Source organism: Microcoleus sp., assembly GCF_041354475.1.
Taxonomy (GTDB): domain Bacteria; phylum Cyanobacteriota; class Cyanobacteriia; order Cyanobacteriales; family Microcoleaceae; genus Microcoleus.
Map to the genome: position 1 here is coordinate 58898 of NZ_JBGJZU010000002.1, position 22432 is coordinate 81329.

Genomic DNA, 22432 nt, shown 5'->3' on the forward strand with positions numbered 1-22432 from the left:
CCCAAAATTGAATTAAACCAGTTCGACGATCGCCATTTCGGAATTGTCTCCTTGACGGGGGACAGTTCGCACAACGCGGGTGTAGCCACCGTTACGTGAGCCGTACCGTTCTTTTGCCGCATCAAACAGTGCGTGTACTAACTGTTTGTCATAGATAAAGCCCATAGCTTGGCGGCGAGCGGCTAAGGAGCCATCTTTTGCCAGAGTAATCATTTTGTCCGCCTCTGAACGCAGCGCTTTGGCGCGGGCGAGAGTAGTAGTAATTTTACCGTGACGGATTAATTCGGTGGTCAGCGAGCGCAGTAGTGCGCGACGCTGGTCAGCGGGTTTATTGAGTTGGGGGACGCGACAGCGATGACGCATAGCAGTTGGTAATTGGTAATTGGTAATTGGTAATTGGTAAGTGAATAGTTTTGAGTTATGAGTTTTAAATTTTGCATTTAAAGCTCATCCACAAGCGTGGCCTTTGGAGCTAGCCGTGGCTAAATCAAAACTTTGTTACTCATTACCGTTGGATTAACTTTTAGCTGATTTTTCCTGTGGCAAGGTAATGCTCAGGCGCTTTTGCAAAGCTTCAATCACTTCTTCTGCGGACTTTTGCCCGAAGTTTTTGATTTCGAGCAAGTCTTCTTGGGTATAATCCAATAGGTCTGCCACGGAGTTAATCTGAGCCCGCTTGAGACAGTTGTAAGCCCGTACTGACAATTGCAATTCCTCGATCGGAATTTGGCTGGTAGGATCGGTTACACCTTGAGATTCGGGTTTGAGGGAATCTTGGGTGATGTCTTTGAGAGGTGCAAACAGGTCTACCAGGATGTGAGCAGATTGACTCAGAGCTTCTTGAGGAGTCACGCTACCATCAGTCCAGATTTCCATAATCAGCCTGTCTTTCTCGACAGTGCCGCCTACGCGAGCGTCTTCAACACTATAGTTGACCCTACGAATCGGCATAAAAATGGCATCTATGGACAGAAAATCCAAAGCAGATCCATCATCGCGACTACGGTCTACAGCTCGGTATCCGATCCCTTTTTCAATTCTGAATTCCATTTCCAGAACTGAGCCTGGGGAGAGAGTCGCAATATACTGAGAGCGATCGATTATTTCTACCTCAGAAGGTACATCGAATCGATCTGCGGTAACTGTGACAGGTCCTTCGATCCGCAATCTACCTATTTGCGGCTGCTGAGAATGAGTTTTGAGGACGACCTCTTTCATATTCAGCAGGATTTCGAGAACATCTTCTCGTACCCCTTCGATCGTGGCAAACTCGTGATTGACACCTGCGATGCGGACTGAAGTTACTGCTGTTCCTTCCAGATTTGACAGCAGAACTCGCCGCAGCGCATTCCCAACCGTTGTTCCTTGACCGCGGTCGAGGGGTTCGAGGACGAATTTTCCGTACTGACTCCGGTCTTTGTCAGTATGAGACTCTATACATTCAATTTGAAACTGCGCCACGGAGTGACCTCCCTTTTCCACTTTGGATTTTTGATTTTGGATTTTAGATTGCAGAGCATACCCCTGAACGGATTTCGGATTTTGGATGGACGGGGCAATAGTTGAAAGCATTAGTTTTTGGCTTTCAGCAATTAGCCATTATCCAAAATCTAAAATCTAAAATCTCAAATCGTTTTAGACTCTACGCCGCTTGGGAGGGCGACAGCCGTTGTGAGGAATTGGGGTAACATCTCTAATCAGAGTAATTTCTAGTCCTGCCCCTTGCAGCGCCCTAATTGCTGTTTCTCGACCTGCTCCTGGTCCGCTGACCATTACTTCTATTTGGCGCATCCCTTGGTCATTGGCTCGGCGGGCTGCACTTTCTGCTGCTGTTTGAGCTGCGAAAGGCGTTCCCTTTTTAGCTCCTTTAAAACCGCTCGAACCTGCTGATGCCCAGGATATGACTTCGCCATTGAGGTCAGTAATAGTCACAATCGTGTTGTTAAAGGTAGACTGGATGTAGCCTACCCCATTCGGTACATTCCGTTTCTGCTTTTTTGCACCAGATTTCTTGCCTGTTTGTGGTCGCGCCATATGAGTCTCTTTAACTTTTCTGTCAACTAATTTCCCGAAGCGCTAGGAGCCCGCAGCCCCCAGCGTAATTTTCCCAAAAAGATATTACTTCTTGGAAGGTGCTTTTTTCTTGCCCGCAACAGTTCGGCGGACACCCCGGCGGGTTCTGGCGTTGGTGCGGGTTCTTTGGCCTCTAACTGGCAAGCCCAAACGGTGACGCCGACCGCGGTAAGTCCCAATATCCATCAGGCGCTTGATGTTCATTGACTCCCAGCGCCGGAGGTCTCCTTCGATCTGGTAGTTGCTTTCTACATGAGCCCGCAGGGCGGTCACATCTGCTTCTGTTAAATCCTTGACACGAGTATCAGGATTTACGCCTGTTGCAGCGATAATTTTCTGGGCCCGAGACAGGCCTATTCCGTAAATGTATGTCAAACCTATTTCGACGCGCTTATCGCGTGGAAGGTCTACCCCGGCAATCCGTGCCACACTTTTGTCTCCCTAGTTTTCCTGTTTGGCTACAATGTTGAATTAGGCAGCAGCTATCTGCTATTCCTAATTTTCCGATTTTCTAACCCTGGCGTTGTTTGTGTTTTGGGTTAGTACATATCACCATCACTCTGCCTCGACGGCGGATGACGCGACATTTTTCACAAATTTTTTTGACAGATGCTCGAACTTTCATCTTTCTTCCTGCCTGGAGAACGCCACCATACCGGAGAGTACGCCTGCGGGCACTGCCTGTATAGCGGTGGGAGGAGAGGCAGGGCAAGGTGTAGGCCTCTCCTCGATTAATTTTTATGAAGCGGGGGTTATTTGATGAAGGAACCCGCTGGTCCCCACTCCCACTACTGGGGTCAAGTTCGCCTGCTTTCAGACTGAAGGGCGATCTATACTTTCACGGTGTAGCAATGACTTAACTCTGTACACCGGTGGGTTGTTGACGTCCTTCTCGGCAACACTACAAACGTAGCATTATAGCATAAATTTGACTGGTTTTACCAAATTCTCTCTAATTAAACTTAGAATTAGTTTTTAGAAAGTTTTATCTAAGCCTATTTTTTACGAAGGCGATAAGTGATCCGGCCCTTGGTTAAGTCGTAGGGGGTTAATTCGACTTTGACGCGATCGCCCGGCAGAATTTTGATGTAATTGCGACGGATCTTGCCGGAAATGTGAGCTAGGACATTAAACCCATTATCTAGGTCAACCCTAAACATCGCATTGGGCAGGGATTCCGTCACTGTCCCTTCCATTTCAATTAAATCTTGCTTAGACAATTTGGTATTTACCTCAACTCTACATTTGATTAACTAGGAGTTTCCCGGCTGCTACAAAAACTTATTTATTGGTAAGTGTGAAACTAGCACAGGAAAGGGACACTCGATCGACTTAAGAACTCAACCAACCGCTAACTTTATCCTTAATTGAATAAACCTAAAGTTGTGTCAATTAGATTGACGTTTGAGCACAAAAAGCTCCTAGTTAACACATCTTAGCAAAAGTTGTTGGCGGGTAACAGGCTCGATTGAGAAGGTTCAAGAGTTTCCGGAAAGAACTTGTTGGAGTTGAGCGGTAACTTCCTGCATGGAGCGATCCCCATCAACTGCCACCAATTGTTCGCGGTCTCTGTAAAACTCAATCAAAGGTTCAGTTTGCTCGCGATAAACTTGCAACCTACGGCGAATGGTTTGCTCATTGTCATCTTGGCGGCCTCGTGACAGCAGCCGAGTCACCAAAACATTGTCAGGAACATCCAAATTCACTGCCCTCAGATTGCAGTCCTTCCCAGACTTTGCGCCCCCCCCACCAGGAACATCGCACAGTAGTGTGTCAAAAAACGCTGCTTGTGGGACTGTGCGAGGAAAGCCGTCTAGAATCCAGCCAGCCTTAGCATCTGGTTGATTCATGCGTTCTTGTACGATATCCATCAATAACCCATCGGGAACCAACTCACCAGCATCCATGTAGGCTTTGGCTTTTTCACCCAAGGGAGTTTTAGCCACTACGCAGGCGCGTAGGATGTCACCAGTAGAAATGTGGGGTATTTTCCAGAGATCTGCTAAAAGCTGAGCTTGAGTTCCCTTTCCTGCCCCTGGAGGCCCCATAAAAATCAATTGCATTGGGATTACTTCACCATTCCTTCATATCGTTGGGAGATGACGTAAGTTTGAATTTGCTTAGCAGTTTCGATCGCCACACCTACTAGAATCAGTAAGGAAGTTGCGCCAAAGCCTCTAAAAGTTTGCACCCCGATCGCGCTTTCCACAGCAGTTGGTACAATTGCCACCAGGCCGAGAAATATCGCTCCCAAGAAAGTCAAACGATTCAAAACCTTCTCCACATAATCGCTCGTTTTCTGACCAGGACGAATCCCAGGAATACTGGCACCCATTTTCTTCAAGTTCTGAGACATATCTACGGGGTTGACAATCAACGAAGCGTAGAAATAGCTAAAGAACAGAATCAAAGTCAGATAAAATAGTGCATAAGCCCAGGGTACAGGTCCATTGGGACTCAGAACATTAGCCACTTGCACCAGAAACGGGTTATTGAGAGATTGAGCTAAGAAAGAGGGAACAATCAATACCGAGGATGCAAAAATAATCGGCATCACTCCACCTTGATTTAAGCGCAGGGGTAGATAACTGCGACTCTCCCGATAAACTTTGCGACCGACTTGGCGACGGGCGGAAATAATCGGAATCCGGCGAATACCTTCCTGAACAAAAACAATCCCTACAATCGTCACCAAAAATACCAGCAACAGCACAATTACGCGACCAACAACTTGCGTGTCTCCACTTTGGGCCAATTCAAAAGTTTGTCCCAGAGAACGTGGCAAAACTGAAACAATGTTGATAAAAATCAGCAAAGACGCTCCATTACCGATACCTCGTTCTGTCACCACTTCCGATATCCACATTACAAACATCGATCCAGCAGTCAAAGCCAAAGCGGTTTGTGCAATGAATAAAGGTCCTGGAACCTGAGCAAAAGGGCTAACCCAAATCGCTATGCCAACGCTTTGCAGAATTGCCCAGCCCAAAGAAACGTAGCGAGTAATTTGAGAAATCTTGCGTCGCCCAGCTTCCCCTTCATTTTTCTGCAACTCTTCTAAAGTTGGTAAAGCCGCCGTTAGAAGCTGCACAATAATTGAAGCATTGATGTAGGGCAAAATCCCTAGAGCAAAAATCCCCAAAGCTGAAAGCCCGCCCCCTGAAAATAGATCCAAAAAGCCAATCAAAGGGCTATTTTGAACATTTTGGGAAAAGGCGACGCGATCAATGCCGGGGACTGGCAAGTGGACACCCAAGCGCACTAAAATCAATAAGCCTAGGGTTACGAGGATGCGGTCCCGCAAACCCGCAGCTTGGGCCATCTGCATGAAAGTTTCTTGTGCAGTTGGCGCTTTTTCTCTACTAACGTCCATAGTTACGATTTGGGATTTTAGATTTGGGATTTTAGGCTAAATCATTTTTTGATAGGAGCATTGAGGATTTGAGATTTGGACACATTCTCAAACCTCAAATCTTTAGGCAACTAATTCACAACTGCCGCCAGCGGCTTCTATTTTGGTGCGAGCACCTGCGGTAAAAGCAGCAGCTCTGACTTGCAGAGCTACATTTAATTCCCCATCTCCTAAGATTTTGAGCGGACCGTCGTCAGTAGTGACGATTTTTGCTTGAATCAAAGAGGTGAGAGTTACTTCTGTGTTTGCTGGCAGCGATGCTAATTTACTGACATTGATGATAGTGTACTCTTTACGGTTCACTAAAGGGAAGCTTTTGAGTTTGGGGAGGCGGCGGTAAAGAGGATTTTGACCTCCTTCAAAACCGGGTCTAGTGCCACTACCGGCTCTAGATTTTTGACCGCGCATCCCTTTACCAGAGCTCGCGCCTTGACCGGCAGCAATACCTCTACCCAAGCGGCGGGGGCGTTTTGTGGAGCCCGCTTTTGGTCGGGCGTCTTGCAATCTCATAGTTTTGGTAATTGGGTTTGCAGTAGGACGTGAGTTTTGAGTGAGCTAGTTTTGAGTTTCTGAATTTTTTGATTCTCAACTCAAAACTTGCAGTGTTCCATTGTCTAACCGTAGAGGTTTTCTACTGGAATTCCGCGCTCTTGAGCTACTTCGGATAGGGTACGAAGTGTGGATAGGGCATTGACGGCTGCTCTAGCATTGTTTAATGGATTTCCCGAACCTAGCTGTTTGGCTAGGATGTTGCGGACTCCTGCTAGTTCGAGAACAGTTCTGACTGCTCCCCCTGCAATTACCCCTGTTCCAGGAGATGCTGGTCGCATCATGACTTTGGCTCCGCCGCCAGCACCGTTGATGGGGTGAGGAATTGAGTTAGCTTTGGTCAGAGGCACTTCAATCAGGTGCTTTTTGCCGTCAGCGACGCCTTTTTTAACGGCACCGATGACGTCGCTAGCTTTGCCTACTCCAACCCCAACTTGACCGCGTTCGTTACCGATAATGACTATGGCGCGGAAGCTGAGTTTTTTACCGCCTTTGACTACTTTGGTAACGCGGCGAATCTGAACTACCCGTTCTTGCCATTCGGATTCTTTTTCGCGCGTTTTGTTGTTGCTTTTTTTCTTGTTGCGCTGTTCTTTTTGTTCTGCCATGTTTTGTGCTTGGGGAATTGAGGATTAGTAATTGGTAGTTGGAAAATAGAAATTAACAATTAGGAATTAAGAATTTTATTGTAGATTCTTTTTTCCTTCTTCCTTATTCCTTCTTCCTTATTCCTTCTTCCTTTTTGTTTCTTCCTAAAAGTCTAACCCGGCTTCGCGAGCTGCGTCGGCGAGGGCTTTGACTCTACCGTGGTAGAGGTTGCCTCCGCGATCGAAGACGACTTTCGCTATGCCGACGCTGGAACAGCGTTTGGCTATCAACTGACCTACTTGCACGCTGGCTTCGCAGTTGGCTCCCGAACTGAGAGCTGACTTTAATTCCGGGTCTAGGGTTGACGCGGCGGCTAAAGTGTGCTGGGTGCTGTCGTCGATGACTTGGGCGTAAATGTGCTGTTGCGATCGAAATACCGCTAATCTGGGGCGTTCGGAGGTCCCGAACACCTTGCGCCGCACGCGGCGGTGTCTGCGGTGGACTGATTCTTTGCGAGTAAGCTTCATGTCTACTTCTTACCTGTTTTGCCTGTTTTACCAGCTTTGCGGCGGACGACTTCGCCACTGTAGCGAATGCCTTTGCCCTTGTAGACTTCAGGCGGACGCACTGCGCGGATGCGGGCTGCTGTATTGCCTACGAGTTCTTTGTCAATGCCAGAGACAATGACGTTGGTGTTGCCTTCTACTGCCATGGTGATCCCTTCTGGAGGGAGCATTTCAACGGGCTTGCTGTAACCGACGTTTAAAATCAGGTTCCGTCCTTGAACCTGGGCCCGATAACCTGTACCGATAATTTCCAGGCGACGCTGAAAACCTTGGGATACACCTTCGACCATGTTGGCGACTAGGGTGCGACACAGGCCATGTAGTTGGCGGGCGACGCGAGATTCGTCTCTGCGTGTGACGAGTAAAGTCTCGCCTTCGAGTCCCATCGTGATTTCTGCTGGTATGACTCGTGAAAGTTCACCTTTAGGACCTTTGACGGCTACTTTTTGACCGTCTAGGGTGATGGTGACTTTCGTGGGAATGCTAATCGGACGCTTGCCAATTCGCGACATAGTTTTTGGTCCTTTGTTTTTAGTTATTAGTCCTGGATGTTTAGTCTTTAGTGATTAGTCCTTAGTTATTGATTTTTGAGTCTGTTGCCAATGACCATTGACTAATGACTAATGACTAATGACTACCAAACATAACAAAGCACTTCTCCGCCTAAACCTTGGCGGCGGGCTTCTCTATCGGTCATAATGCCACGGTCTGTGGAGATAATGGCTATGCCAATTCCGCCTAAAACTCTGGGCAATTCTTTGCGGTTCGAGTAAACGCGCAGTCCTGGTTTGCTGACTCGCTTAAGTGCCGTAATGATGGGCTTGCGAGTTTTGCCTTTGTATTTGAGAGAAAGCACTAAATGTCGCTTAATCCCTTCTGGTTCTGCTTCTTCAAATTCGCTGATAAAGCCTTCACTTTTGAGGACTTCGGCGATGCTACGGGTCATTTTTGTAGCTGGAATTTGTGTTGTTTGGTGGCGCGCCATGCACGAATTGCGAATGCGCGTCAACATATCTGCTATGGTATCGTTAGCTGCCATGTTTTGCTCCTTACTCTACTGCTTAGTTGTCCCGGAAGGGCATTCCCATTTCTTTGAGCAAGGCGCGTCCTTCTTCGTCGGTGTTTGCTGTGGTGATAATTGAAATGTCCATGCCTCGAATTTGATCGATGCTGTCATATTCTATTTCGGGAAAGATTAGTTGTTCTCTCAGACCCAAGCTGTAGTTGCCACGTCCGTCGAAGCTTTTGGGACTGATGCCGCGAAAGTCTCTGATTCGGGGAAGTGCGAGGTTGATTAGTCGATCGAGAAAATCGTACATCCGCTCTGACCGTAGCGTCACCATGACACCAACGGGTACTCCTTTGCGGATTTTGAAGCCTGCGATCGCCTTTTTCGCCCGCGTCACCACTGGTTTTTGACCTGTGATGATGCCAATTTCGTTGATGGATGAATCTAGCGCCTTAGCATTTTGAGATGCTTCTCCCAAGCCACGGTTCACGGTGACTTTGACGAGTTTGGGTACCTGATGGATATTAGTATATTTAAACTGATCCATCAGTTTCGGTACTATCTTTTCTTGGTAAAGAACTTTGAGTTTGTCTGGCATTGTTTTTGGGTTTCTTTAACTGTCCCTGGGCTTGGTCAGGGAATTGTGCTTTGTCTGTTGACGGTTGACTGTTGACGGTTGACTGTTGTCTGTTGACTGTTGACGGTTGACTGTTGTCAGCTAATGACTACTGACTACTGACTACTGACTACTGACTACTGACTACTGACTACTGACTACTGACTACTGACTACTGACTACTGACTAATTATCGAGGATTTCTCCGGTTTTTTTGAGTTGTCGGAGTTTGCGGCCATCTTCGCTAAAGGTGTAGCAAACACGACTAGCTACTTTTTCTTTTTCGGAGTAGTGCATGACATTGGAGCTATGAATTGGAGCTTCAAATGTAACTACTTTACCCGATTCTCCCTCTTGCTGGGGCTTTACGTGTTTGGTTCTGATATTTACACCTTTAACAATTACTTTGCTGACTTTAGGATAGGTCTTTAAGATTTCTCCGACTTTACCTTTTTCTTTGCCAGTAATTATTTGAACGGTGTCGCCTGCTTTGACGTGCATTCTATGGCGTTGCGGTTCGCTAGTTGCTTTACCCTTTTTTCCGTACATTTTAAAGTACCTCTGGGGCTAAGGAAACAATTTTAGTGAAGTTTTTGTCGCGCAGTTCGCGGGCGACTGGTCCAAAAACGCGAGTGCCTTTAGGATTGCCTTCTGGATTGATAATAACGGCGGCGTTATCGTCAAAACGAATACTCATGCCACTGTCGCGACGCAAAGCTTTGCGGGTTCTGACAATGACTGCCCGGACGACATCGGATTTTTTGACTGCCATATTGGGTATGGCGTCTTTGACGACGGCAATAATGACATCGCCGACTCCGCCGTAGCGACGGTTGCCGCCTCCCAATACGCGGATGCACATCAGTTTACGTGCTCCGCTATTGTCGGCGACATTTAGGTATGTCTGGGGTTGAATCATGGTGATTGGTGACTGTTAACTGTTGAGTGTTGATTGTGAATCTGGGATCGGGCGATCGCCAGAATGCAATTAACTGTTAGCCGTTTTTTGTACCGAAAATTTCAGCAACTGTCCAGCGTTTGGTTTTACTCAAAGGGCGGGTTTCAGTGATGCGGACACGATCGCCCGGTTTGCACTTATTTTCTTCGTCGTGAGCTTTGTAACGTTTGGTGCGGACTACGATTTTGCCGTATTTGGTGTGGGAGGAGCGGTTTTCGATTGCCACTACCACAGTTTTGTCCATTTTGTCGCTGACTACTACGCCAACTCGTTCTTTAACTGCCATACCTACCTATTTTTGTTGTGCAATGGAGTTTTGTGTAACTGCTGTGCGATTCGGTTGGGCTACTTTTGTCTTTTAACTGACTGCTGCGGTTGAAGCAGTTGATTCGGCAGTTGTAGACGAAGCTGATTTTGCAGCAGCTTCAGCCGCGATTTGCCGTTCGCGTTCAACAGTCATCAGTTGACCCAGTCTGTGTTTGGCGTGCTTAAACAGATGGGGTTTGTCTACACGGCCAGTAGCTTGGAATAACCGCAGTTCCATTAGTTGGCGCTTAACGGCTAAAATTTGCTCTGCCACTTCGGCATCGCTTAAATCTCTAGCTTCTTTAATTTTGGATAAAGACATAATTTTGTCGTGGATCGTTAGCGATCGGTCAATGGATTTTAGGTGAGAGATTTGAGGTTGAAAAATCATCCTAAATCTGCTTAAGTTATTTCCCAGAATCTGAGGAGGAAATTAAAGTCCAAAATCGCTATGACTGCTCATCTTCGCGGGTGATGAACTTGGTTTTGATTGGCAATTTAAAGGCTGCCAAACGCATTGCTTCACGGGCAATTTCTTCAGCGACACCGCCAATTTCAAACATTACCCGACCCGGTTTGACAACGGCAACCCAAAACTCAGGTGAGCCTTTACCGGAACCCATCCGGGTTTCTGCTGCCCGCTGAGTGACTGGTTTGTCAGGAAAAATGCGAATCCAGATTTTGCCACCCCGGCGGATGTAGCGGGTCATGGCACGCCGTCCGGCTTCTATTTGGCGAGAAGTGATCCAGGCGGGTTCAACAGCTTGGAGCGCGAAGTCACCAAAGCTAACTGTATTGCCGCGGGTGGCAACACCGCACATTCGCCCGCGCTGTTGTTTGCGGAATTTGGTTCTTTTAGGGCTTAACATGGCTGGGGGATTTAGTAATTGGAAATTGGTAATTAGTAATTGGTTGTTGGTAATTGGTAATTGGTTGTGAACCCTTCGACTACGCTCAGGGCATCGCCACTGACAATTAACAACTGACAATTAACAGTTAACCACTAGCCTTCGTTGGATCGATCTTCAAATTGCTGGCGACGGCGCTTGTTCTTAGTCCGAGGGGCATCGTTGTTCGGGGCTGCTATTTGTTCCTGTCCAGGAATAATTTCGCCTTTGAAAACCCAAACTTTAATGCCGAGGATACCGTAGATGGTTTGAGCGGTGCAGTAAGAGTAGTCAATATCAGCACGCAAGGTGTGCAATGGGACTCTTCCTTCCCGCGTCCACTCGGTACGGGCAATTTCTGCACCGTTGAGTCGTCCGCTGACTTGAATTTTGATGCCTTCGATGCCGACTTTTTGAGCGCGAGTAATTGCTTGACGGACTACTCGGCGGAAAGATACGCGCCGTTCTAGCTGCTGAGCGATGTATTCTGCGATCAGAGTGGCATCAGCATCTACCCGTTGGACTTCCACAACGTTGATGCGGATTTGGCGGTTGTTGCCGAGTTGCTGCTGCAAACCGACTCGCAAGGTTTCGATCCCTGCTCCACCACGGCCTACTACCACACCTGGTCTAGCTGTGAACACTTCTAGGTCGATTTGATCGGCTTTGCGCTCAATTCTGACGGAGGAGATCCCAGCGTTACTGAGGTTTTTTTGAACGTACTGGCGAATTTTGTAGTCTTCTTGCAAGAGTTCGGGATAGTTTCGGGCATCTGCAAACCAGCGGGAGCGGTGCTCTTGGGTTATGCCGAGGCGGAAACCAATTGGATGTATTTTTTGTCCCATAAAAGTTGATATTTGGTAATTGGTAGTTGGTAATTGGTAATTGGTAATTGGGTTTACCGATGTTTGCAACTTTTAGCAGTTTTTTACCTATTACCTGTGCTCTTGTTTATTGTTCTAGGAGCGGAGCTACTACCACAGTGATGTGACAGGTTGGCTTGCGAATTTGGTAGGCACGGCCTTGAGCGCGGGGTCTAAAGCGCTTGAGGACTGGACCTTGGTCTGCGTAGGCTTGAGAAACTACTAGCTTGGCTTTATCCAATCCGGCGTTGTGTTCGGCGTTGGCTACTGCGGAGCGCAAAACTTTGACAATTGGTTCGCAAGCTCGGTAGGGCATGAATTCTAGTAGAATCAGCGCTTCTTGATAGCTTTTGCCTCGAATTTGATCGAGAACTCGGCGCACTTTGAAGGGCGAGCTTCTAATATAGCGGGCGATCGCCTTTATTTCGGATGTGGTATCTATAGCCATTGCGATTGTGGTAATTGGGAATAAGGTAATTGGAAGGTAATTGGTAATTGGTAATTGTTTGCCGATTACCTCTTACCTGTCACCTAATGGCGGCTATCTCTTTGCCTTTTTGTCACCACTTTTAGCGTGACTTCTAAAGGTGCGAGTAGGAGAAAATTCTCCTAATTTGTGACCAACCATTTGGTCTGTGACGTAGACAGGAACGTGTTGTCTGCCGTTATGAACTGCGATGGTGTGGCCTACCATTTGGGGCAGGATTGTGGAGGCTCGCGACCAAGTTTTAATTAACTGTTTCTGGCCGGCGGCGTTGAGTTTCTCGATTTTTGTCATCAGATGGTCTGCGACAAACGGGCCTTTTTTTAATGAACGAGACATGATTTTGGTAATTAGTAATTGGGGAGTGGGCAGTGGGCATTGGGCATTGGGTATTGGGCATTGGGCCTTATAGCATTGGGCATTGGGCATTTGTTAATTTCAATAACTCATTACCTATTACCTATTACCTATTACCTATTACCCATTACCCATTACCTATTTACCCATTACCTCTTAACATTAACTTTGTCTGCCACCCTTGCCGCGCTTGGAAGACTTGCGACGACGGCGGACAATTAAAGCATCGCTGCGCTTGTTTTTGCGTCGGGTTTTGGCACCCAATGCTGGTTTACCCCAAGGTGTGACAGGTCCTGAACGCCCGATGGGAGCTCTGCCTTCACCACCACCGTGCGGGTGGTCTACTGGGTTCATGACGGAACCACGAACTGTTGGTCTGCGACCTTTCCACCGGGTGCGGCCGGCTTTGCCGAGGCTGATGTTTCTAGCATCTGTGTTGCCGACTTGACCGATGGTGGCGTAGCAGTTGGCGCGGACTTTGCGCTGTTCGCCGGATGGTAGTTTGAGGGTAACGTAGCTGCCTTCTTTTGCCATTAGCTGAGCGCTGGCACCTGCTGAACGGACGATTTGTCCGCCTTTGCCTGGTACTAGCTCAACGTTATGGATGCTTGTACCGAGAGGGATGTTGCTCAGGGGTAGGGCGTTGCCGATTTCGATTGGTGCGTCGGGGCCTGAGAGAATGACTGTACCAACGGTTAAGTTCAGTGGATGAAGGATGTACCGTTTTTCGCCGTCTTTGTAGAACACGAGGGCGATACGGGCGTTCCGGTTGGGGTCATACTCGATTTCCTTGACTGTACCGGGAATGCCGTGTTTGTCGCGACGGAAGTCGATGTCTCTATAAAGGCGCTTGTGACCGCCTCCCCGGTGGCGACAGGTGATGACGCCTCGGTTGTTGCGGCCTTGTTTGGTGTGCTTATTACTCGTTAAAGACTTTTCTGGTTCTGATTTAGTAATTTCAGCGAAGTCGGAAACGGTGTGTGCCCTGGTACTGGAGGTATAAGGTCGGTAAGAACGAATGCCCATAATGTTGGTAATCGGTAGTTGGTAATTGGTAATTGGTAATTGGTAATCGGTAATTGATAATTGGTAATTAGTAATTGTGAAGTCCGAATTCATCTTTCATACTTTTCAATTACCGATTGCCTATTACTGAGTACCCATTACCGATTACCTATTACTAAATTTTAAACTTCTGGGAATAAGAGTTTGCGGAGTGAATCTCCGTCGCTGAGAGTGACGGTGGCACGCTTGTAACAAGGTTTGAAACCGACGGATTTGCCAACTCGACGCTTTTTGCGCGGCGGGTTTTGGGTATTGACACCGGTGACTTTAACCTTAAATAGTTCTTCGATGGCTGCTTTGATTTGAGGCTTGGTCGCTTTGGGGGCTACGTCGAAGGTGAATTGATTTAATTCCATCATGCGGGTAGCTTTCTCAGTGAGAATAGGACGCTGGATCAAATCTGCGTAGTCGCGGGGGTCGATTTTACTCACCGTAAATCTCCTGAATTTTTGCTAGGGCTGTGGATGTGACGATAATTTTGTCAGCGGCCAGAACGTCATATACATTCAGGGAAGTTGCCAGGATGACGTTCATCAATTCGACGTTGCGTCCCGACAAGTAGACGTTGAGTTGGGGTTCTGGCAAGACTAACAGAACTTTTGTATCGGCTTCGATGCCCCACCGGGCGATCGCATTTAGTAATTCTTTGGTTTTTGGTCTCGGAAATTGCTCTGCAAATTCTTCCACCACAATCAAGTCTTCTGTACGGCTGTAGAATGCTGTCCGCAAAGCGAGACGGCGTTCTCTTTTGTTCATTTTGACTTCAAAGTCTCTGGGTTTTGGTCCGAAGATGACACCGCCACCACGCCACAGGGGAGAACGGATAGAACCTGCTCTAGCTCGGCCTGTTCCTTTTTGCCGCCAGGGTTTGCGGCCACCGCCTCTGACTTCCGATCGAGTTTTGGTGCAAGCATTTCCTTGACGAGCGTTATTCAGTTGCCGCGTCAATGCTCTGTGAACGATGTGAGAGGCATTTTCTTGTTTGGCTACGCGCAATTCGAGAGTTGTTTCTCCAACTTCTTCGCCTTGCCAATTTCGCACTACACAGTTAACCATTTCTTTTGTCCTTTGTCTGTTGTTAGTTGTTAGTTGTTTGTTAGTTGTTAGTTGTTAGTTGTTTGTTGTTATCTGCTACTACTGATAACGAAATAACCCATAACTAATGACTACCGCCCAACTTTTTTCTCAGGTACAACATTGACTAAGGCACCGGCTTTACCGGGAACGGCTCCTTTAATTAGTAGCAGATTCCGCTCTGTATCTACCCGCACAATCGTTAGCTTGCGAACGGTTACTTGAACATTCCCCATCCGTCCTGCCATTCTTTTCCCTGGATAGACGCGGCCGGGGGTTGTTCCAGGTCCGATCGAGCCTGGTTCGCGGTGGTTCTTGGAACCGTGAGACATTGGGCCTCGTTTAAAGTTGTGGCGCTTTTGGAAACCGGCAAAGCCTTTACCGATGCTTGTACCGATCACATCTACTATTTGTCCGGCTGCAAAAGCATCGGCTTTTAGTTGTTGACCTAATTCAAAGGAACTTGTGTCTTCCAATCGGTATTCGTGCAAGTGGCGCAATGGATTCGCCCCGGACTTGGCTAGGTGTCCTAGTTCTGGCTTGTTGAGAGCCTTTGGTTTGACTTCGCTGTATCCAATTTGAACGGCACTGTAGCCGTCTGTTGGTTTTGTTTTAATTTGAGTTACTGTACAAGGCCCTGCTTGAATGACGGTGACGGGGATTGCTTTCCCTTCTGCGTCAAACACTTGAGTCATGCCTAGTTTTGTACCAAGAATGCCTACTGACACGGATTTTTTTTCCTTTTATTTACGCAAGAGGTTTCGGATTGCGAAGTTTTCGTCAATCCGCTTGCTCTTGTGCAGAAACATTTATTTCAATGATTCTGCAATTAACTGTTATCAACCAACAGCTTTCCGCGGTGTTTAAAATTTAAATTTTAAATTTGGGAGCTAGCTTGTGGAAGTCTTGCAAGTTTCGAGATTCACAGGCTTCTAGCTGTTGTGTCTCCGAGATTTATTTCGTTCTTGCTTGTTCGTGCCTGGACTTGAGCAGTTAACCACTCAGTATCCTTTACAGCAACGATTTACAATAGTATGCGAAGTGTTGGCTATTTGTCAAGGCCACGATGAGATTTTTTTTGACTCAGCTTAAAGATTTATCGAAAATTTGGGTTTAAAACCCCGTCCTTTAGCGTAGCGGAGGACGGATTGACACTCTTGACCAAACAATTTACCATAGTAAATGTAGTGTGGTAAGCAAAATGTTAAAAGCATTCAAGTACAGAATCTATCCGACCGCTGAGCAATCCGTTTTGCTTGCCAAGTCGTTTGGCTGTGCTAGATGGTTTTACAACTACGCTCTCAATCTAACATCCGAAACTTACAAACAAACTGGAAAAGGATTAAGCAGAAACGAAATAATCAAGCTTCTGCCTTCCCTAAAAAAAGAGTATGAGTGGTTAAGCGAAGTCCCGTCGCAGGTATTACAGCAAGCCGCTTTAAATCTTTCTAGTGCTTTCCTTAATTTTTTTGAAGGTAGAGCTAAATATCCTAACTTCAAGAAAAAGCAAAATAGGCAGTCGATTAGATTTCCTCAGCACTGTCAGTTAAAAAATGATGTTCTGGTATTACCTAAAATCGGCAAAGTCTATTGCAAACTTTCACGGCAACCCGAGGGAGATTTAAAGTCGGTTACGGTTTCAGTTAATCCATCAGCAGAATATTTTGCATCTTGTCTTTATGATGATGGTCAGGATTTGCCCCAAAAATCATCAGAAGGAAAAGCTATCGGGATAGACGTTGGACTAACCCATTTTGCGATTACATCAGATGGGACTAAACATGGGAACCCTAAATACTATCGTAACTACGAACGAAGATTAGCGAGGAGACAAAAGAAACTTAATCGCAAGCAAAAAGGCTCTAATAACCGCAATAAAGCTAGAGTTAAAGTTGCTAAAGTTCACTCTAAAATCCTTCGTTGTCGTGAAGATTTTCTCCACAAGCTAAGTCGTAAATTAGTTGACGAAAACCAAGTCATAGTGGTCGAAAATCTAGCCGTCAGCAACATGGTCAAAAACCCTAAACTAGCAAAATCAATTAGTGATGCTGGCTGGGGTCAATTCTGTACTATGTTGAAATACAAGGCTGAATGGGAAGGAAAAATCTATCTAGAAGTTGACAGATTTTTCCCCAGTTCCAAGACCTGTAGTAACTGCTTAAATCGTTTTGATAGTTTGAGCTTAGATATTCGTAGTTGGCAATGCCTTAAGTGTGGAGAAAACCACGATAGAGACATCAATGCCGCTAAGAATATTCGGGATGAAGGGTTACGAATTCTGGCGGTAGGGCATACCGCCACTGCTTCGGGAGGGAGAGTAAGACCAAGTAAAGGCACTGCTTTTGCAAGGCATCTCCCTGTGAATGAAGAATCCCCACGTCTTTAGACTGGGGAGTGTCAAAATACTTGCAGTTCGCACTTGGGCGATCGACCAAATTTTCATACAGCAACACAAATTTATGGGATTGATTACGACGGGTTCAGATATGATTCGGGATTTGGAAAAGTCGGGGTCCCTAGCCCTGTACGTTCCTTTGGAGGGAGGTTTTGAGGGACGTTACCTGCGCCGACTCAGGGCTGCGGGCTATGGTGCCTACAACATTACAGCGCGGGGTTTGGGCGATTTGGCGATGTATTTGACGGGGGTACACGGGGTGCGGCCGCCCCATTTGGGTAAGAAAACCACTGGTAATGAAGCGTCGGTGGGTTATACCTACTACGTGCCACCGATGTTGAAGACTCAATTGGACAATTTGCCTCCGAAAGCAAAAGGACTGGTGCTGTGGATCATTGAAGGGCAGATTTTGTCTAGTCAGGAGGTCGAATATTTAACTATTTTGCCGACGTTAGAACCGCGAGTTAAAATAGCTGTAGAGATGGGGGGCGATCGAGTTTTTAGTTGGAAGCCACTCAAGGATGCTTTAGTTACAGCTTAAATTGGGTTTCAGTCGATCGCCAATCAACTAAAAAAAACACAGCGAGCAACTAAAGCTCAACAGCTTCTGCTCGCTGGTTTTGCTCTTTTTTGAAAAAACTTAATGTAACAGGAAAACTCTCATGCTTCACAACCGAGATTATACCATAATCATTGACAAGAGTGGCAGTATGTACACCAAAGACAAGACTGGTGGCAAAAGTCGGTGGGCGCTGATGCAGGAATCGACGATCGCATTAGCAAATAAATGCGAAGAACTAGACCCTGATGGCATCACAGTTTACTTGTTTTCGGGTCGCTTCAAACGGTACGACAATGTAACAGCAGGGAAAGTCGTACAAATATTCCAAGAAAATGAGCCTTCCGGGACTACGAATTTAGCGATAGTTTTGCAAGACGCTCTCAACAACTATTTTCAGCGAAAAATATCCGGTAAGACTCAGCAAAATGGGGAAACAATATTAGTGGTGACGGACGGAGAACCGGACGATCGCAAAGAAGTAATGAAAACAATTATAGAAGCTTCGCGGAAGCTAGATCGAGATGAAGAATTAGCAATTTCGTTTATCCAAGTCGGGAATGCTCCAGAAGCTACCAAGTTTCTCAAGATATTGGATGATGAACTACAAAGCGCTGGGGCTAAATTCGATATCGTGGATACTGTAACTATGGACGATATGGAAGGAATGACTCTGACGGAAGTATTGCTGAATGCAATCACTGATTGAGAAGGTGAATTAAGTTTAAGGCGATGGTATTTTGGCCGGATGGCTCAGAAGCATTGTTTAGGGGGTTAAGTAATGGAATCGATCGATCGTTTGTTAGCTGAACTTAGGGCTGAGTATCAAGAATCTCAAAAAAAATCTGCTGACTTAAAAAGCCAGCGGATGGTGCAACCAGAACCGTCTTTGCAAGCAACTACTGCGCCGTCTAGTCAAGTAATTGAAACTTATGGCAAAAATTTGGATTTGGATAATTTCGACAGTGATTTAGCTCAAATTAAGGCTGAATACCAAGCACAAGAGCAAGCTGAAGAAGTTGTCAAACAGGAACAGCTTTTGGCTGAAGATGAAGCACAAAATAAAGCTCAGAAAATTCTCAAACAGGAACCACAGCAGGTGGAAGTAAAAACTCACCGGGAGAAAGTGAGACAAGCTCAAGTTTGGCTGAAGAACTTAAGTAAAGATTCTGATGAGAGATTTTGGTTCGATCAGTTTGCTTTTAAGTATTCTTCGAGGATAGATGCTGCGATCGACTATTTGCAAGCTGTGAATGAGTTTGATTAAATGTTGACTGTGGACGCTAGGGAAAACCGTTATAGTGATTTTCAATAAATAGAATCTTTGAGGACAGAAGTAGGATGCAGCAAAAATAGGGCAGCCTTTTTTGCTGTATTTTCAGATAACTGAATTTGCTTGAGTTCCACAATACCTTCACTGATAAAAGTATCTCTCAAGGCTGCTTTTTCTCCGCTGTTGAAGCTGGTTTCGTAAAATATTTCTCGAATCCCAGCGGCAATGACTAATTTAAGACAATAAATGCAGGGTTCTAAGGTGACGTAGATGGTAGCTCCAGCAGTAGATATACCATGTTTTGCGGCTTTGGCGATCGCATTTGCTTCTGCATGAACCGCCCGCGATGGTAAGGTTTTGCTAGCATCACAACTGCTCAAACCAGGATAGCAGAATCCTTGAGAGATGCAGTGTGCCGAACCAGAGGGGGAACCGTTGTAACCGGTGGCTAACACTTGCCTATTTTTAGCGATCACAGCACCTACGGGAAAGGCCAGACAAGTCGATCGAGTTGCGGCTAATTTGGCTAACATTAAAAAGTATTCATCCCAATCTGGTCTTTGAGGAGGGTCGTAGTTGTCTGGTGTGTTCTGCATTTAAAGTATAGAATGAGAATTGTATTGAGAGAAGCCATTTATTGGGAGATGCCAGTGGAGCCAAATCCATTATCTCCCCTAGAGCTGGAACTTAACATTTTAACTTCTTCAATTTCCACGCGAATTACCGGGGCGATTACCATTTGAGCAATTTTCATGCCTTTTGTCACTTGAAAAGAAGTGTTACCATGATTGATTAAGATGACTCCTATTTCCCCTCGATAGCCTTCATCTATGGTTCCTGGTGAATTGAGTACAGTGATTTGGTGTTTGAGAGCTAAACCGCTTCTGGGACGAATTTGGGCTTCTGTTTTTTCTGGTAATTCGATGGATATACCTGTATGAATTAATTTGCTTTCTCCCGGACTAATTTCTAGTTCATCTATCGAAAATAAGTCTAGTCCAGCATCGGATTCATGGGCGTATTTGGGGATTATGGCTAGTTCGTGGAGTTGAAGGATTTTTAATTTCATTTTGTTTGGCGAGTGGGAGGTAGAATGCTGATACAGCAAAGTTTTTAGTGGTATTAATGTCAGTTCCACCGGAATGATTTAACCACAGAGAGCGCAGAGGACGCAGAGGAAGAGAAGAGAGAGCAATATGAATCATCTTGCAATTATTACGGGGCTAGTCTGGCTTTTCCGAGGCGAGTTGTTGTGTACCACTTGGCAATGTCTGGTGCCCAATTTTCAAAATGAGGCCACATCATTTCGCAGAGTTTTTGAATTTCTAGTTGAGCATTTTTTTTGTTTCTCAAGTCAGCAAAGTGCAGGAATGACCTTAAATTGAAACTGACTACAAAGTGCTGGCGGTAGTCAAAGGGTAATTTGCCTCTGGCGTGTTCTTCGGACATTCCACCATCGAAGTCTATTTTGTAACGTTTAGCGGCTTCTAGACACCACTCTAAATCTTGCTGTCTTTGTTCGGGAGAATAGTAGTATTTTTTGCCTTCGCGGTCTGTGTAATAATCTACTGGACGCAGGTAAAAAATGTCTTCTATGTCTTTTTTGCCGATCGCTGCATCCAGAAATTGATTACCTGTATAACGCAGAGAATTATGTACTACTAAACCATTAGCAACGAAATTATGCCATTCACCATCCACCTCTAGGTCATAAGTCATTTGTTCGCCAACATATTCAACACTCTTGACTTTTACGGGATGAGAACGCAATTTTCTCCCTTTTGGCTTTGGCTTGACTTGCCAATTTTGAGGCTCTAATATTGGCGAGTAAGCTTTAGCAAATTCAAGCTCTAAGTTGTTTTGATGAATATATTCGTGACATTCTTTGCATAAAGTCACTAAATTATCAAAATCATAAGCAAGAGACTGATCTGCAAAAACTGGTATTAAGTGATGGGCGTGAAGAACACCACCTCTGACAGCACATTTCTGGCAAATAAAATCAAACTTTTTATGGACTTGGGGCGCAATTTGCCGCGTCCAAGCCCCAATTAATTCTCGCTCTGTAGAAGTACCACCTTTCCAAAAATTAGACTCAGTACCTCTTTGCGTGTAAATTTTTCCATTTTCGATTCGTCTCTGGCGGCTTTCTTCGGAGAGGTTAAGTTGATAACCTCCTTTACCTTTATTCCAAGGTTCATCTCTTCCAGGTTTTCGCTTATTTAGAGACAATTCATAAGCATAGACCCATTTTTTGACCGCCTCAATTGAACAGTTAGCTAAAGTCGCTATTTCATCGGCGTGCAGTCCTTGATTAAGTTGCTCTACCAACCAAGGCTTGTTGCGATAGAGGGCATTAGGATCATAATTCCAAGGTTTGTGATTGTTGAGATGACCTGGAGTTGAGCATTTTAAAGATAACTCAAACTTATCAATCCATACTTTAACCGTAGCAATAGAGCAATCCGATAAACCAGCAATTTCTTTGATAGTTAATCCTTTGGCAATTTGGGCTTCTAGCCATGATTTGTCTGTGTAAAGCCGATCGTCAGTTACTGATAAACCATTGCACATGACATAGGAGTTTTTGGCTATGCTAACGACATTGCCATCAGATGCCGTTGTCAATCCCACCGCATCTTTCATTGTTTGCCAACCGTTTGCGGTGAATAAACGGTGATTGGTCGTACACTCTAAAGTCTTGCCATCCTCCAATGTAACTTTATAAACGGGTTGAATACCGCTACACATGACATCTTTGATATGACCCACTTCAAACAAGCCAGTTTGTTCATTTAAAACTCGTAAGCGCATTTTACGGATTCTTTGCTTGCTGTCACGACGATATTCGCCTGGTGGTTTACCATTTCGACCTCGAATAGACCGAGAACGAATCGCTTTTTCTCCATTAGTCCAAAGATCATACAGTTCTTCAATGGTTTTACTCAAATTTGTCTTGCTAGCACTTCCGTCGCAATCAACAAAAGTGATTATGGTATCAGCAGCAAGACATTGCACATCGAAGGATACTCCTACACGATGTGTCCTGGCCTGCTGCATGACGCTGTGGGGAAAGTAGCCACAATTAAAGATAATTTGGGGATGCTCTAAGGGGCCGTAGTGACCCCGATCGCCTGCGAGGAGCCTTTTGACGATTATTTCGCCACATTCTGCGTCTGAGGGCCAGGAATCGCGTTCGTCAAATACGAAATTCTCGGTATAGTCTTGATGGAGGGCAGCATAAATTACTTGCTGAGGATTTGGTGTTTGTGAAATAACTTCTACTCTGAATCTATCCATATATATTTTTATTTTTGAAGGTTGCTATAGTTGAAAGATTGAACATTTTAGATTATTTCATAAGATGGCATTCTTGGCAAGTTTTTTATGCTAATAAC

Annotated in this window: 33 protein-coding genes; 4 read left to right on the plus strand and 29 right to left on the minus strand. The window is 45.7% G+C overall.

Annotated elements, in window-relative coordinates:
• Positions 1 to 12: 12 nt before the first annotated feature.
• The 26 genes from rplQ to rplC all read right to left on the minus strand — a co-directional run bounded on the left by rplQ (position 13) and on the right by rplC (position 15535).
• Positions 13 to 363: a 50S ribosomal protein L17 gene (gene rplQ / locus ACBR23_RS00975; RefSeq protein ID WP_340518178.1), complete on the minus strand. Its 351-nt coding sequence runs from the start codon at positions 361 to 363 to the stop codon at positions 13 to 15.
• Between the two features lie 153 nt (positions 364 to 516).
• The gene (locus ACBR23_RS00980; protein ID WP_341737524.1) at positions 517 to 1461 is read right to left on the minus strand and encodes a DNA-directed RNA polymerase subunit alpha; all 945 of its coding nucleotides are present in this window, start codon (positions 1459 to 1461) and stop codon (positions 517 to 519) included.
• A gap of 174 nt (positions 1462 to 1635) precedes the next feature.
• Positions 1636 to 2034 (minus strand): 30S ribosomal protein S11, encoded by a 399-nt coding sequence (gene rpsK, locus ACBR23_RS00985; protein ID WP_332978136.1) that lies wholly within the window; start codon positions 2032 to 2034, stop codon positions 1636 to 1638.
• Between the two features lie 84 nt (positions 2035 to 2118).
• Positions 2119 to 2502 (minus strand): 30S ribosomal protein S13, encoded by a 384-nt coding sequence (gene rpsM, locus ACBR23_RS00990; protein ID WP_340518176.1) that lies wholly within the window; start codon positions 2500 to 2502, stop codon positions 2119 to 2121.
• Positions 2503 to 2584: 82 nt separating this feature from the next.
• Positions 2585 to 2698, minus strand: coding sequence for a 50S ribosomal protein L36 (gene rpmJ / locus ACBR23_RS00995; RefSeq protein WP_015178722.1), 114 nt, complete (start codon positions 2696 to 2698; stop codon positions 2585 to 2587).
• Positions 2699 to 3068: 370 nt separating this feature from the next.
• Entirely contained in the window at positions 3069 to 3293 is a 225-nt protein-coding gene (gene infA, locus ACBR23_RS01000; protein WP_006276978.1) for a translation initiation factor IF-1, read from the minus strand.
• 258 nt (positions 3294 to 3551) lie between these two features.
• Positions 3552 to 4136 carry an adenylate kinase gene (locus ACBR23_RS01005; RefSeq protein ID WP_341737476.1) on the minus strand — a complete coding sequence of 195 codons (585 nt, stop codon included), beginning with the start codon at positions 4134 to 4136 and terminating at the stop codon, positions 3552 to 3554.
• Positions 4137 to 4141: 5 nt separating this feature from the next.
• Positions 4142 to 5446 carry a preprotein translocase subunit SecY gene (secY, locus tag ACBR23_RS01010; RefSeq protein WP_341737477.1) on the minus strand — a complete coding sequence of 435 codons (1305 nt, stop codon included), beginning with the start codon at positions 5444 to 5446 and terminating at the stop codon, positions 4142 to 4144.
• 102 nt (positions 5447 to 5548) lie between these two features.
• Positions 5549 to 5995 carry a 50S ribosomal protein L15 gene (rplO, locus tag ACBR23_RS01015; RefSeq protein WP_341737478.1) on the minus strand — a complete coding sequence of 149 codons (447 nt, stop codon included), beginning with the start codon at positions 5993 to 5995 and terminating at the stop codon, positions 5549 to 5551.
• A gap of 104 nt (positions 5996 to 6099) precedes the next feature.
• Positions 6100 to 6642: a 30S ribosomal protein S5 gene (gene rpsE, locus ACBR23_RS01020; RefSeq protein ID WP_340518166.1), complete on the minus strand. Its 543-nt coding sequence runs from the start codon at positions 6640 to 6642 to the stop codon at positions 6100 to 6102.
• Positions 6643 to 6786: 144 nt separating this feature from the next.
• Positions 6787 to 7149, minus strand: coding sequence for a 50S ribosomal protein L18 (gene rplR / locus ACBR23_RS01025; RefSeq protein WP_341737479.1), 363 nt, complete (start codon positions 7147 to 7149; stop codon positions 6787 to 6789).
• Positions 7150 to 7151: 2 nt separating this feature from the next.
• Positions 7152 to 7700, minus strand: coding sequence for a 50S ribosomal protein L6 (rplF, locus tag ACBR23_RS01030; protein WP_341733767.1), 549 nt, complete (start codon positions 7698 to 7700; stop codon positions 7152 to 7154).
• Between the two features lie 122 nt (positions 7701 to 7822).
• Positions 7823 to 8227, minus strand: coding sequence for a 30S ribosomal protein S8 (gene rpsH, locus ACBR23_RS01035; RefSeq protein ID WP_341733768.1), 405 nt, complete (start codon positions 8225 to 8227; stop codon positions 7823 to 7825).
• A gap of 22 nt (positions 8228 to 8249) precedes the next feature.
• The gene (gene rplE, locus ACBR23_RS01040) at positions 8250 to 8795 is read right to left on the minus strand and encodes a 50S ribosomal protein L5 (protein WP_340518158.1); all 546 of its coding nucleotides are present in this window, start codon (positions 8793 to 8795) and stop codon (positions 8250 to 8252) included.
• Between the two features lie 204 nt (positions 8796 to 8999).
• On the minus strand, positions 9000 to 9362 hold the full coding sequence (rplX, locus tag ACBR23_RS01045) for a 50S ribosomal protein L24 (RefSeq protein WP_340518156.1): 363 nt from the start codon (positions 9360 to 9362) through the stop codon (positions 9000 to 9002).
• Between the two features lies 1 nt (position 9363).
• On the minus strand, positions 9364 to 9732 hold the full coding sequence (gene rplN, locus ACBR23_RS01050; RefSeq protein ID WP_193973611.1) for a 50S ribosomal protein L14: 369 nt from the start codon (positions 9730 to 9732) through the stop codon (positions 9364 to 9366).
• A gap of 76 nt (positions 9733 to 9808) precedes the next feature.
• A complete protein-coding gene (gene rpsQ, locus ACBR23_RS01055) occupies positions 9809 to 10057 on the minus strand; it encodes a 30S ribosomal protein S17 (RefSeq protein WP_340518155.1) in 249 nt (82 codons plus the stop codon).
• Between the two features lie 72 nt (positions 10058 to 10129).
• Positions 10130 to 10468, minus strand: coding sequence for a 50S ribosomal protein L29 (gene rpmC, locus ACBR23_RS01060; protein ID WP_371114698.1), 339 nt, complete (start codon positions 10466 to 10468; stop codon positions 10130 to 10132).
• Between the two features lie 58 nt (positions 10469 to 10526).
• Positions 10527 to 10946 (minus strand): 50S ribosomal protein L16, encoded by a 420-nt coding sequence (rplP, locus tag ACBR23_RS01065; protein WP_340518151.1) that lies wholly within the window; start codon positions 10944 to 10946, stop codon positions 10527 to 10529.
• A gap of 134 nt (positions 10947 to 11080) precedes the next feature.
• The gene (gene rpsC, locus ACBR23_RS01070) at positions 11081 to 11809 is read right to left on the minus strand and encodes a 30S ribosomal protein S3 (RefSeq protein WP_341733770.1); all 729 of its coding nucleotides are present in this window, start codon (positions 11807 to 11809) and stop codon (positions 11081 to 11083) included.
• 106 nt (positions 11810 to 11915) lie between these two features.
• Positions 11916 to 12275, minus strand: coding sequence for a 50S ribosomal protein L22 (rplV, locus tag ACBR23_RS01075; protein ID WP_340518146.1), 360 nt, complete (start codon positions 12273 to 12275; stop codon positions 11916 to 11918).
• A gap of 93 nt (positions 12276 to 12368) precedes the next feature.
• The gene (gene rpsS / locus ACBR23_RS01080; protein ID WP_340518144.1) at positions 12369 to 12650 is read right to left on the minus strand and encodes a 30S ribosomal protein S19; all 282 of its coding nucleotides are present in this window, start codon (positions 12648 to 12650) and stop codon (positions 12369 to 12371) included.
• A gap of 180 nt (positions 12651 to 12830) precedes the next feature.
• Positions 12831 to 13694: a 50S ribosomal protein L2 gene (gene rplB, locus ACBR23_RS01085; protein WP_341737525.1), complete on the minus strand. Its 864-nt coding sequence runs from the start codon at positions 13692 to 13694 to the stop codon at positions 12831 to 12833.
• Positions 13695 to 13855: 161 nt separating this feature from the next.
• The gene (locus ACBR23_RS01090) at positions 13856 to 14164 is read right to left on the minus strand and encodes a 50S ribosomal protein L23 (RefSeq protein WP_341737481.1); all 309 of its coding nucleotides are present in this window, start codon (positions 14162 to 14164) and stop codon (positions 13856 to 13858) included.
• On the minus strand, positions 14157 to 14789 hold the full coding sequence (rplD, locus tag ACBR23_RS01095) for a 50S ribosomal protein L4 (protein WP_340518138.1): 633 nt from the start codon (positions 14787 to 14789) through the stop codon (positions 14157 to 14159). Before rplD ends, ACBR23_RS01090 begins: the two co-directional genes overlap by 8 nt.
• A 110-nt stretch (positions 14790 to 14899) precedes the next feature.
• The gene (rplC, locus tag ACBR23_RS01100) at positions 14900 to 15535 is read right to left on the minus strand and encodes a 50S ribosomal protein L3 (RefSeq protein ID WP_371114699.1); all 636 of its coding nucleotides are present in this window, start codon (positions 15533 to 15535) and stop codon (positions 14900 to 14902) included.
• A gap of 473 nt (positions 15536 to 16008) precedes the next feature.
• Between rplC and tnpB the strand changes: the two genes are divergently transcribed.
• The 4 genes from tnpB (at position 16009) to ACBR23_RS01120 (ending at position 19028) form a co-directional block, all read left to right on the plus strand.
• Complete coding sequence (tnpB, locus tag ACBR23_RS01105; RefSeq protein WP_371118574.1) at positions 16009 to 17193, plus strand: IS200/IS605 family element RNA-guided endonuclease TnpB; 1185 nt, start codon at positions 16009 to 16011, stop codon at positions 17191 to 17193.
• Between the two features lie 73 nt (positions 17194 to 17266).
• On the plus strand, positions 17267 to 17743 hold the full coding sequence (locus tag ACBR23_RS01110; protein WP_341733776.1) for an NAD(P)H-quinone oxidoreductase subunit N: 477 nt from the start codon (positions 17267 to 17269) through the stop codon (positions 17741 to 17743).
• A gap of 121 nt (positions 17744 to 17864) precedes the next feature.
• The gene (locus ACBR23_RS01115; protein ID WP_341737484.1) at positions 17865 to 18470 is read left to right on the plus strand and encodes a VWA domain-containing protein; all 606 of its coding nucleotides are present in this window, start codon (positions 17865 to 17867) and stop codon (positions 18468 to 18470) included.
• A 72-nt stretch (positions 18471 to 18542) separates the two neighbouring features.
• A complete protein-coding gene (locus ACBR23_RS01120) occupies positions 18543 to 19028 on the plus strand; it encodes a salt stress protein, Slr1339 family (RefSeq protein ID WP_371114700.1) in 486 nt (161 codons plus the stop codon).
• Between the two features lie 41 nt (positions 19029 to 19069).
• On the opposite strand, the gene ACBR23_RS01125 is transcribed toward ACBR23_RS01120, so the two are convergent.
• From ACBR23_RS01125 to ACBR23_RS01135, 3 genes are all read right to left on the minus strand, one after another.
• A complete protein-coding gene (locus tag ACBR23_RS01125; protein WP_371118573.1) occupies positions 19070 to 19630 on the minus strand; it encodes a cytidine/deoxycytidylate deaminase family protein in 561 nt (186 codons plus the stop codon).
• 38 nt (positions 19631 to 19668) lie between these two features.
• On the minus strand, positions 19669 to 20103 hold the full coding sequence (dut, locus tag ACBR23_RS01130) for a dUTP diphosphatase (RefSeq protein ID WP_371118572.1): 435 nt from the start codon (positions 20101 to 20103) through the stop codon (positions 19669 to 19671).
• Between the two features lie 146 nt (positions 20104 to 20249).
• Positions 20250 to 22334, minus strand: a complete 2085-nt coding sequence (locus ACBR23_RS01135) for an FAD-dependent thymidylate synthase (protein WP_371118571.1) — start codon at positions 22332 to 22334, stop codon at positions 20250 to 20252.
• Between the last annotated feature and the right edge of the window lie 98 nt (positions 22335 to 22432).

Excerpts from the sequence above, each read along its gene's own strand:
- tnpB (WP_371118574.1), top strand. The coding sequence starts at position 16,009 with ATGTTAAAAGCATTCAAGTACAGAATCTATCCGACCGCTGAGCAATCC.
- rpsC (WP_341733770.1), bottom strand. The coding sequence starts at position 11,809 with ATGGGACAAAAAATACATCCAATTGGTTTCCGCCTCGGCATAACCCAA.
- secY (WP_341737477.1), bottom strand. The coding sequence starts at position 5,446 with ATGGACGTTAGTAGAGAAAAAGCGCCAACTGCACAAGAAACTTTCATG.
- rpsK (WP_332978136.1), bottom strand. The coding sequence starts at position 2,034 with ATGGCGCGACCACAAACAGGCAAGAAATCTGGTGCAAAAAAGCAGAAA.
- rplD (WP_340518138.1), bottom strand. The coding sequence starts at position 14,789 with ATGGTTAACTGTGTAGTGCGAAATTGGCAAGGCGAAGAAGTTGGAGAA.
- rplP (WP_340518151.1), bottom strand. The coding sequence starts at position 10,946 with ATGTTAAGCCCTAAAAGAACCAAATTCCGCAAACAACAGCGCGGGCGA.
- ACBR23_RS01115 (WP_341737484.1), top strand. The coding sequence starts at position 17,865 with ATGCTTCACAACCGAGATTATACCATAATCATTGACAAGAGTGGCAGT.
- rplO (WP_341737478.1), bottom strand. The coding sequence starts at position 5,995 with ATGAGATTGCAAGACGCCCGACCAAAAGCGGGCTCCACAAAACGCCCC.
- rpsQ (WP_340518155.1), bottom strand. The coding sequence starts at position 10,057 with ATGGCAGTTAAAGAACGAGTTGGCGTAGTAGTCAGCGACAAAATGGAC.
- rplE (WP_340518158.1), bottom strand. The coding sequence starts at position 8,795 with ATGCCAGACAAACTCAAAGTTCTTTACCAAGAAAAGATAGTACCGAAA.
- rplB (WP_341737525.1), bottom strand. The coding sequence starts at position 13,694 with ATGGGCATTCGTTCTTACCGACCTTATACCTCCAGTACCAGGGCACAC.
- rplX (WP_340518156.1), bottom strand. The coding sequence starts at position 9,362 with ATGTACGGAAAAAAGGGTAAAGCAACTAGCGAACCGCAACGCCATAGA.
- rpsS (WP_340518144.1), bottom strand. The coding sequence starts at position 12,650 with ATGTCTCGTTCATTAAAAAAAGGCCCGTTTGTCGCAGACCATCTGATG.
- ACBR23_RS01110 (WP_341733776.1), top strand. The coding sequence starts at position 17,267 with ATGGGATTGATTACGACGGGTTCAGATATGATTCGGGATTTGGAAAAG.
- ACBR23_RS01120 (WP_371114700.1), top strand. The coding sequence starts at position 18,543 with ATGGAATCGATCGATCGTTTGTTAGCTGAACTTAGGGCTGAGTATCAA.
- rplF (WP_341733767.1), bottom strand. The coding sequence starts at position 7,700 with ATGTCGCGAATTGGCAAGCGTCCGATTAGCATTCCCACGAAAGTCACC.
- rplR (WP_341737479.1), bottom strand. The coding sequence starts at position 7,149 with ATGAAGCTTACTCGCAAAGAATCAGTCCACCGCAGACACCGCCGCGTG.
- ACBR23_RS01125 (WP_371118573.1), bottom strand. The coding sequence starts at position 19,630 with ATGCAGAACACACCAGACAACTACGACCCTCCTCAAAGACCAGATTGG.
- rpsH (WP_341733768.1), bottom strand. The coding sequence starts at position 8,227 with ATGGCAGCTAACGATACCATAGCAGATATGTTGACGCGCATTCGCAAT.
- rplV (WP_340518146.1), bottom strand. The coding sequence starts at position 12,275 with ATGGCTATAGATACCACATCCGAAATAAAGGCGATCGCCCGCTATATT.
- rpmC (WP_371114698.1), bottom strand. The coding sequence starts at position 10,468 with ATGATTTTTCAACCTCAAATCTCTCACCTAAAATCCATTGACCGATCG.
- dut (WP_371118572.1), bottom strand. The coding sequence starts at position 20,103 with ATGAAATTAAAAATCCTTCAACTCCACGAACTAGCCATAATCCCCAAA.
- rpsE (WP_340518166.1), bottom strand. The coding sequence starts at position 6,642 with ATGGCAGAACAAAAAGAACAGCGCAACAAGAAAAAAAGCAACAACAAA.
- ACBR23_RS01005 (WP_341737476.1), bottom strand. The coding sequence starts at position 4,136 with ATGCAATTGATTTTTATGGGGCCTCCAGGGGCAGGAAAGGGAACTCAA.
- ACBR23_RS01135 (WP_371118571.1), bottom strand. The coding sequence starts at position 22,334 with ATGGATAGATTCAGAGTAGAAGTTATTTCACAAACACCAAATCCTCAG.
- rplQ (WP_340518178.1), bottom strand. The coding sequence starts at position 363 with ATGCGTCATCGCTGTCGCGTCCCCCAACTCAATAAACCCGCTGACCAG.
- rpmJ (WP_015178722.1), bottom strand. The coding sequence starts at position 2,698 with ATGAAAGTTCGAGCATCTGTCAAAAAAATTTGTGAAAAATGTCGCGTC.
- rplN (WP_193973611.1), bottom strand. The coding sequence starts at position 9,732 with ATGATTCAACCCCAGACATACCTAAATGTCGCCGACAATAGCGGAGCA.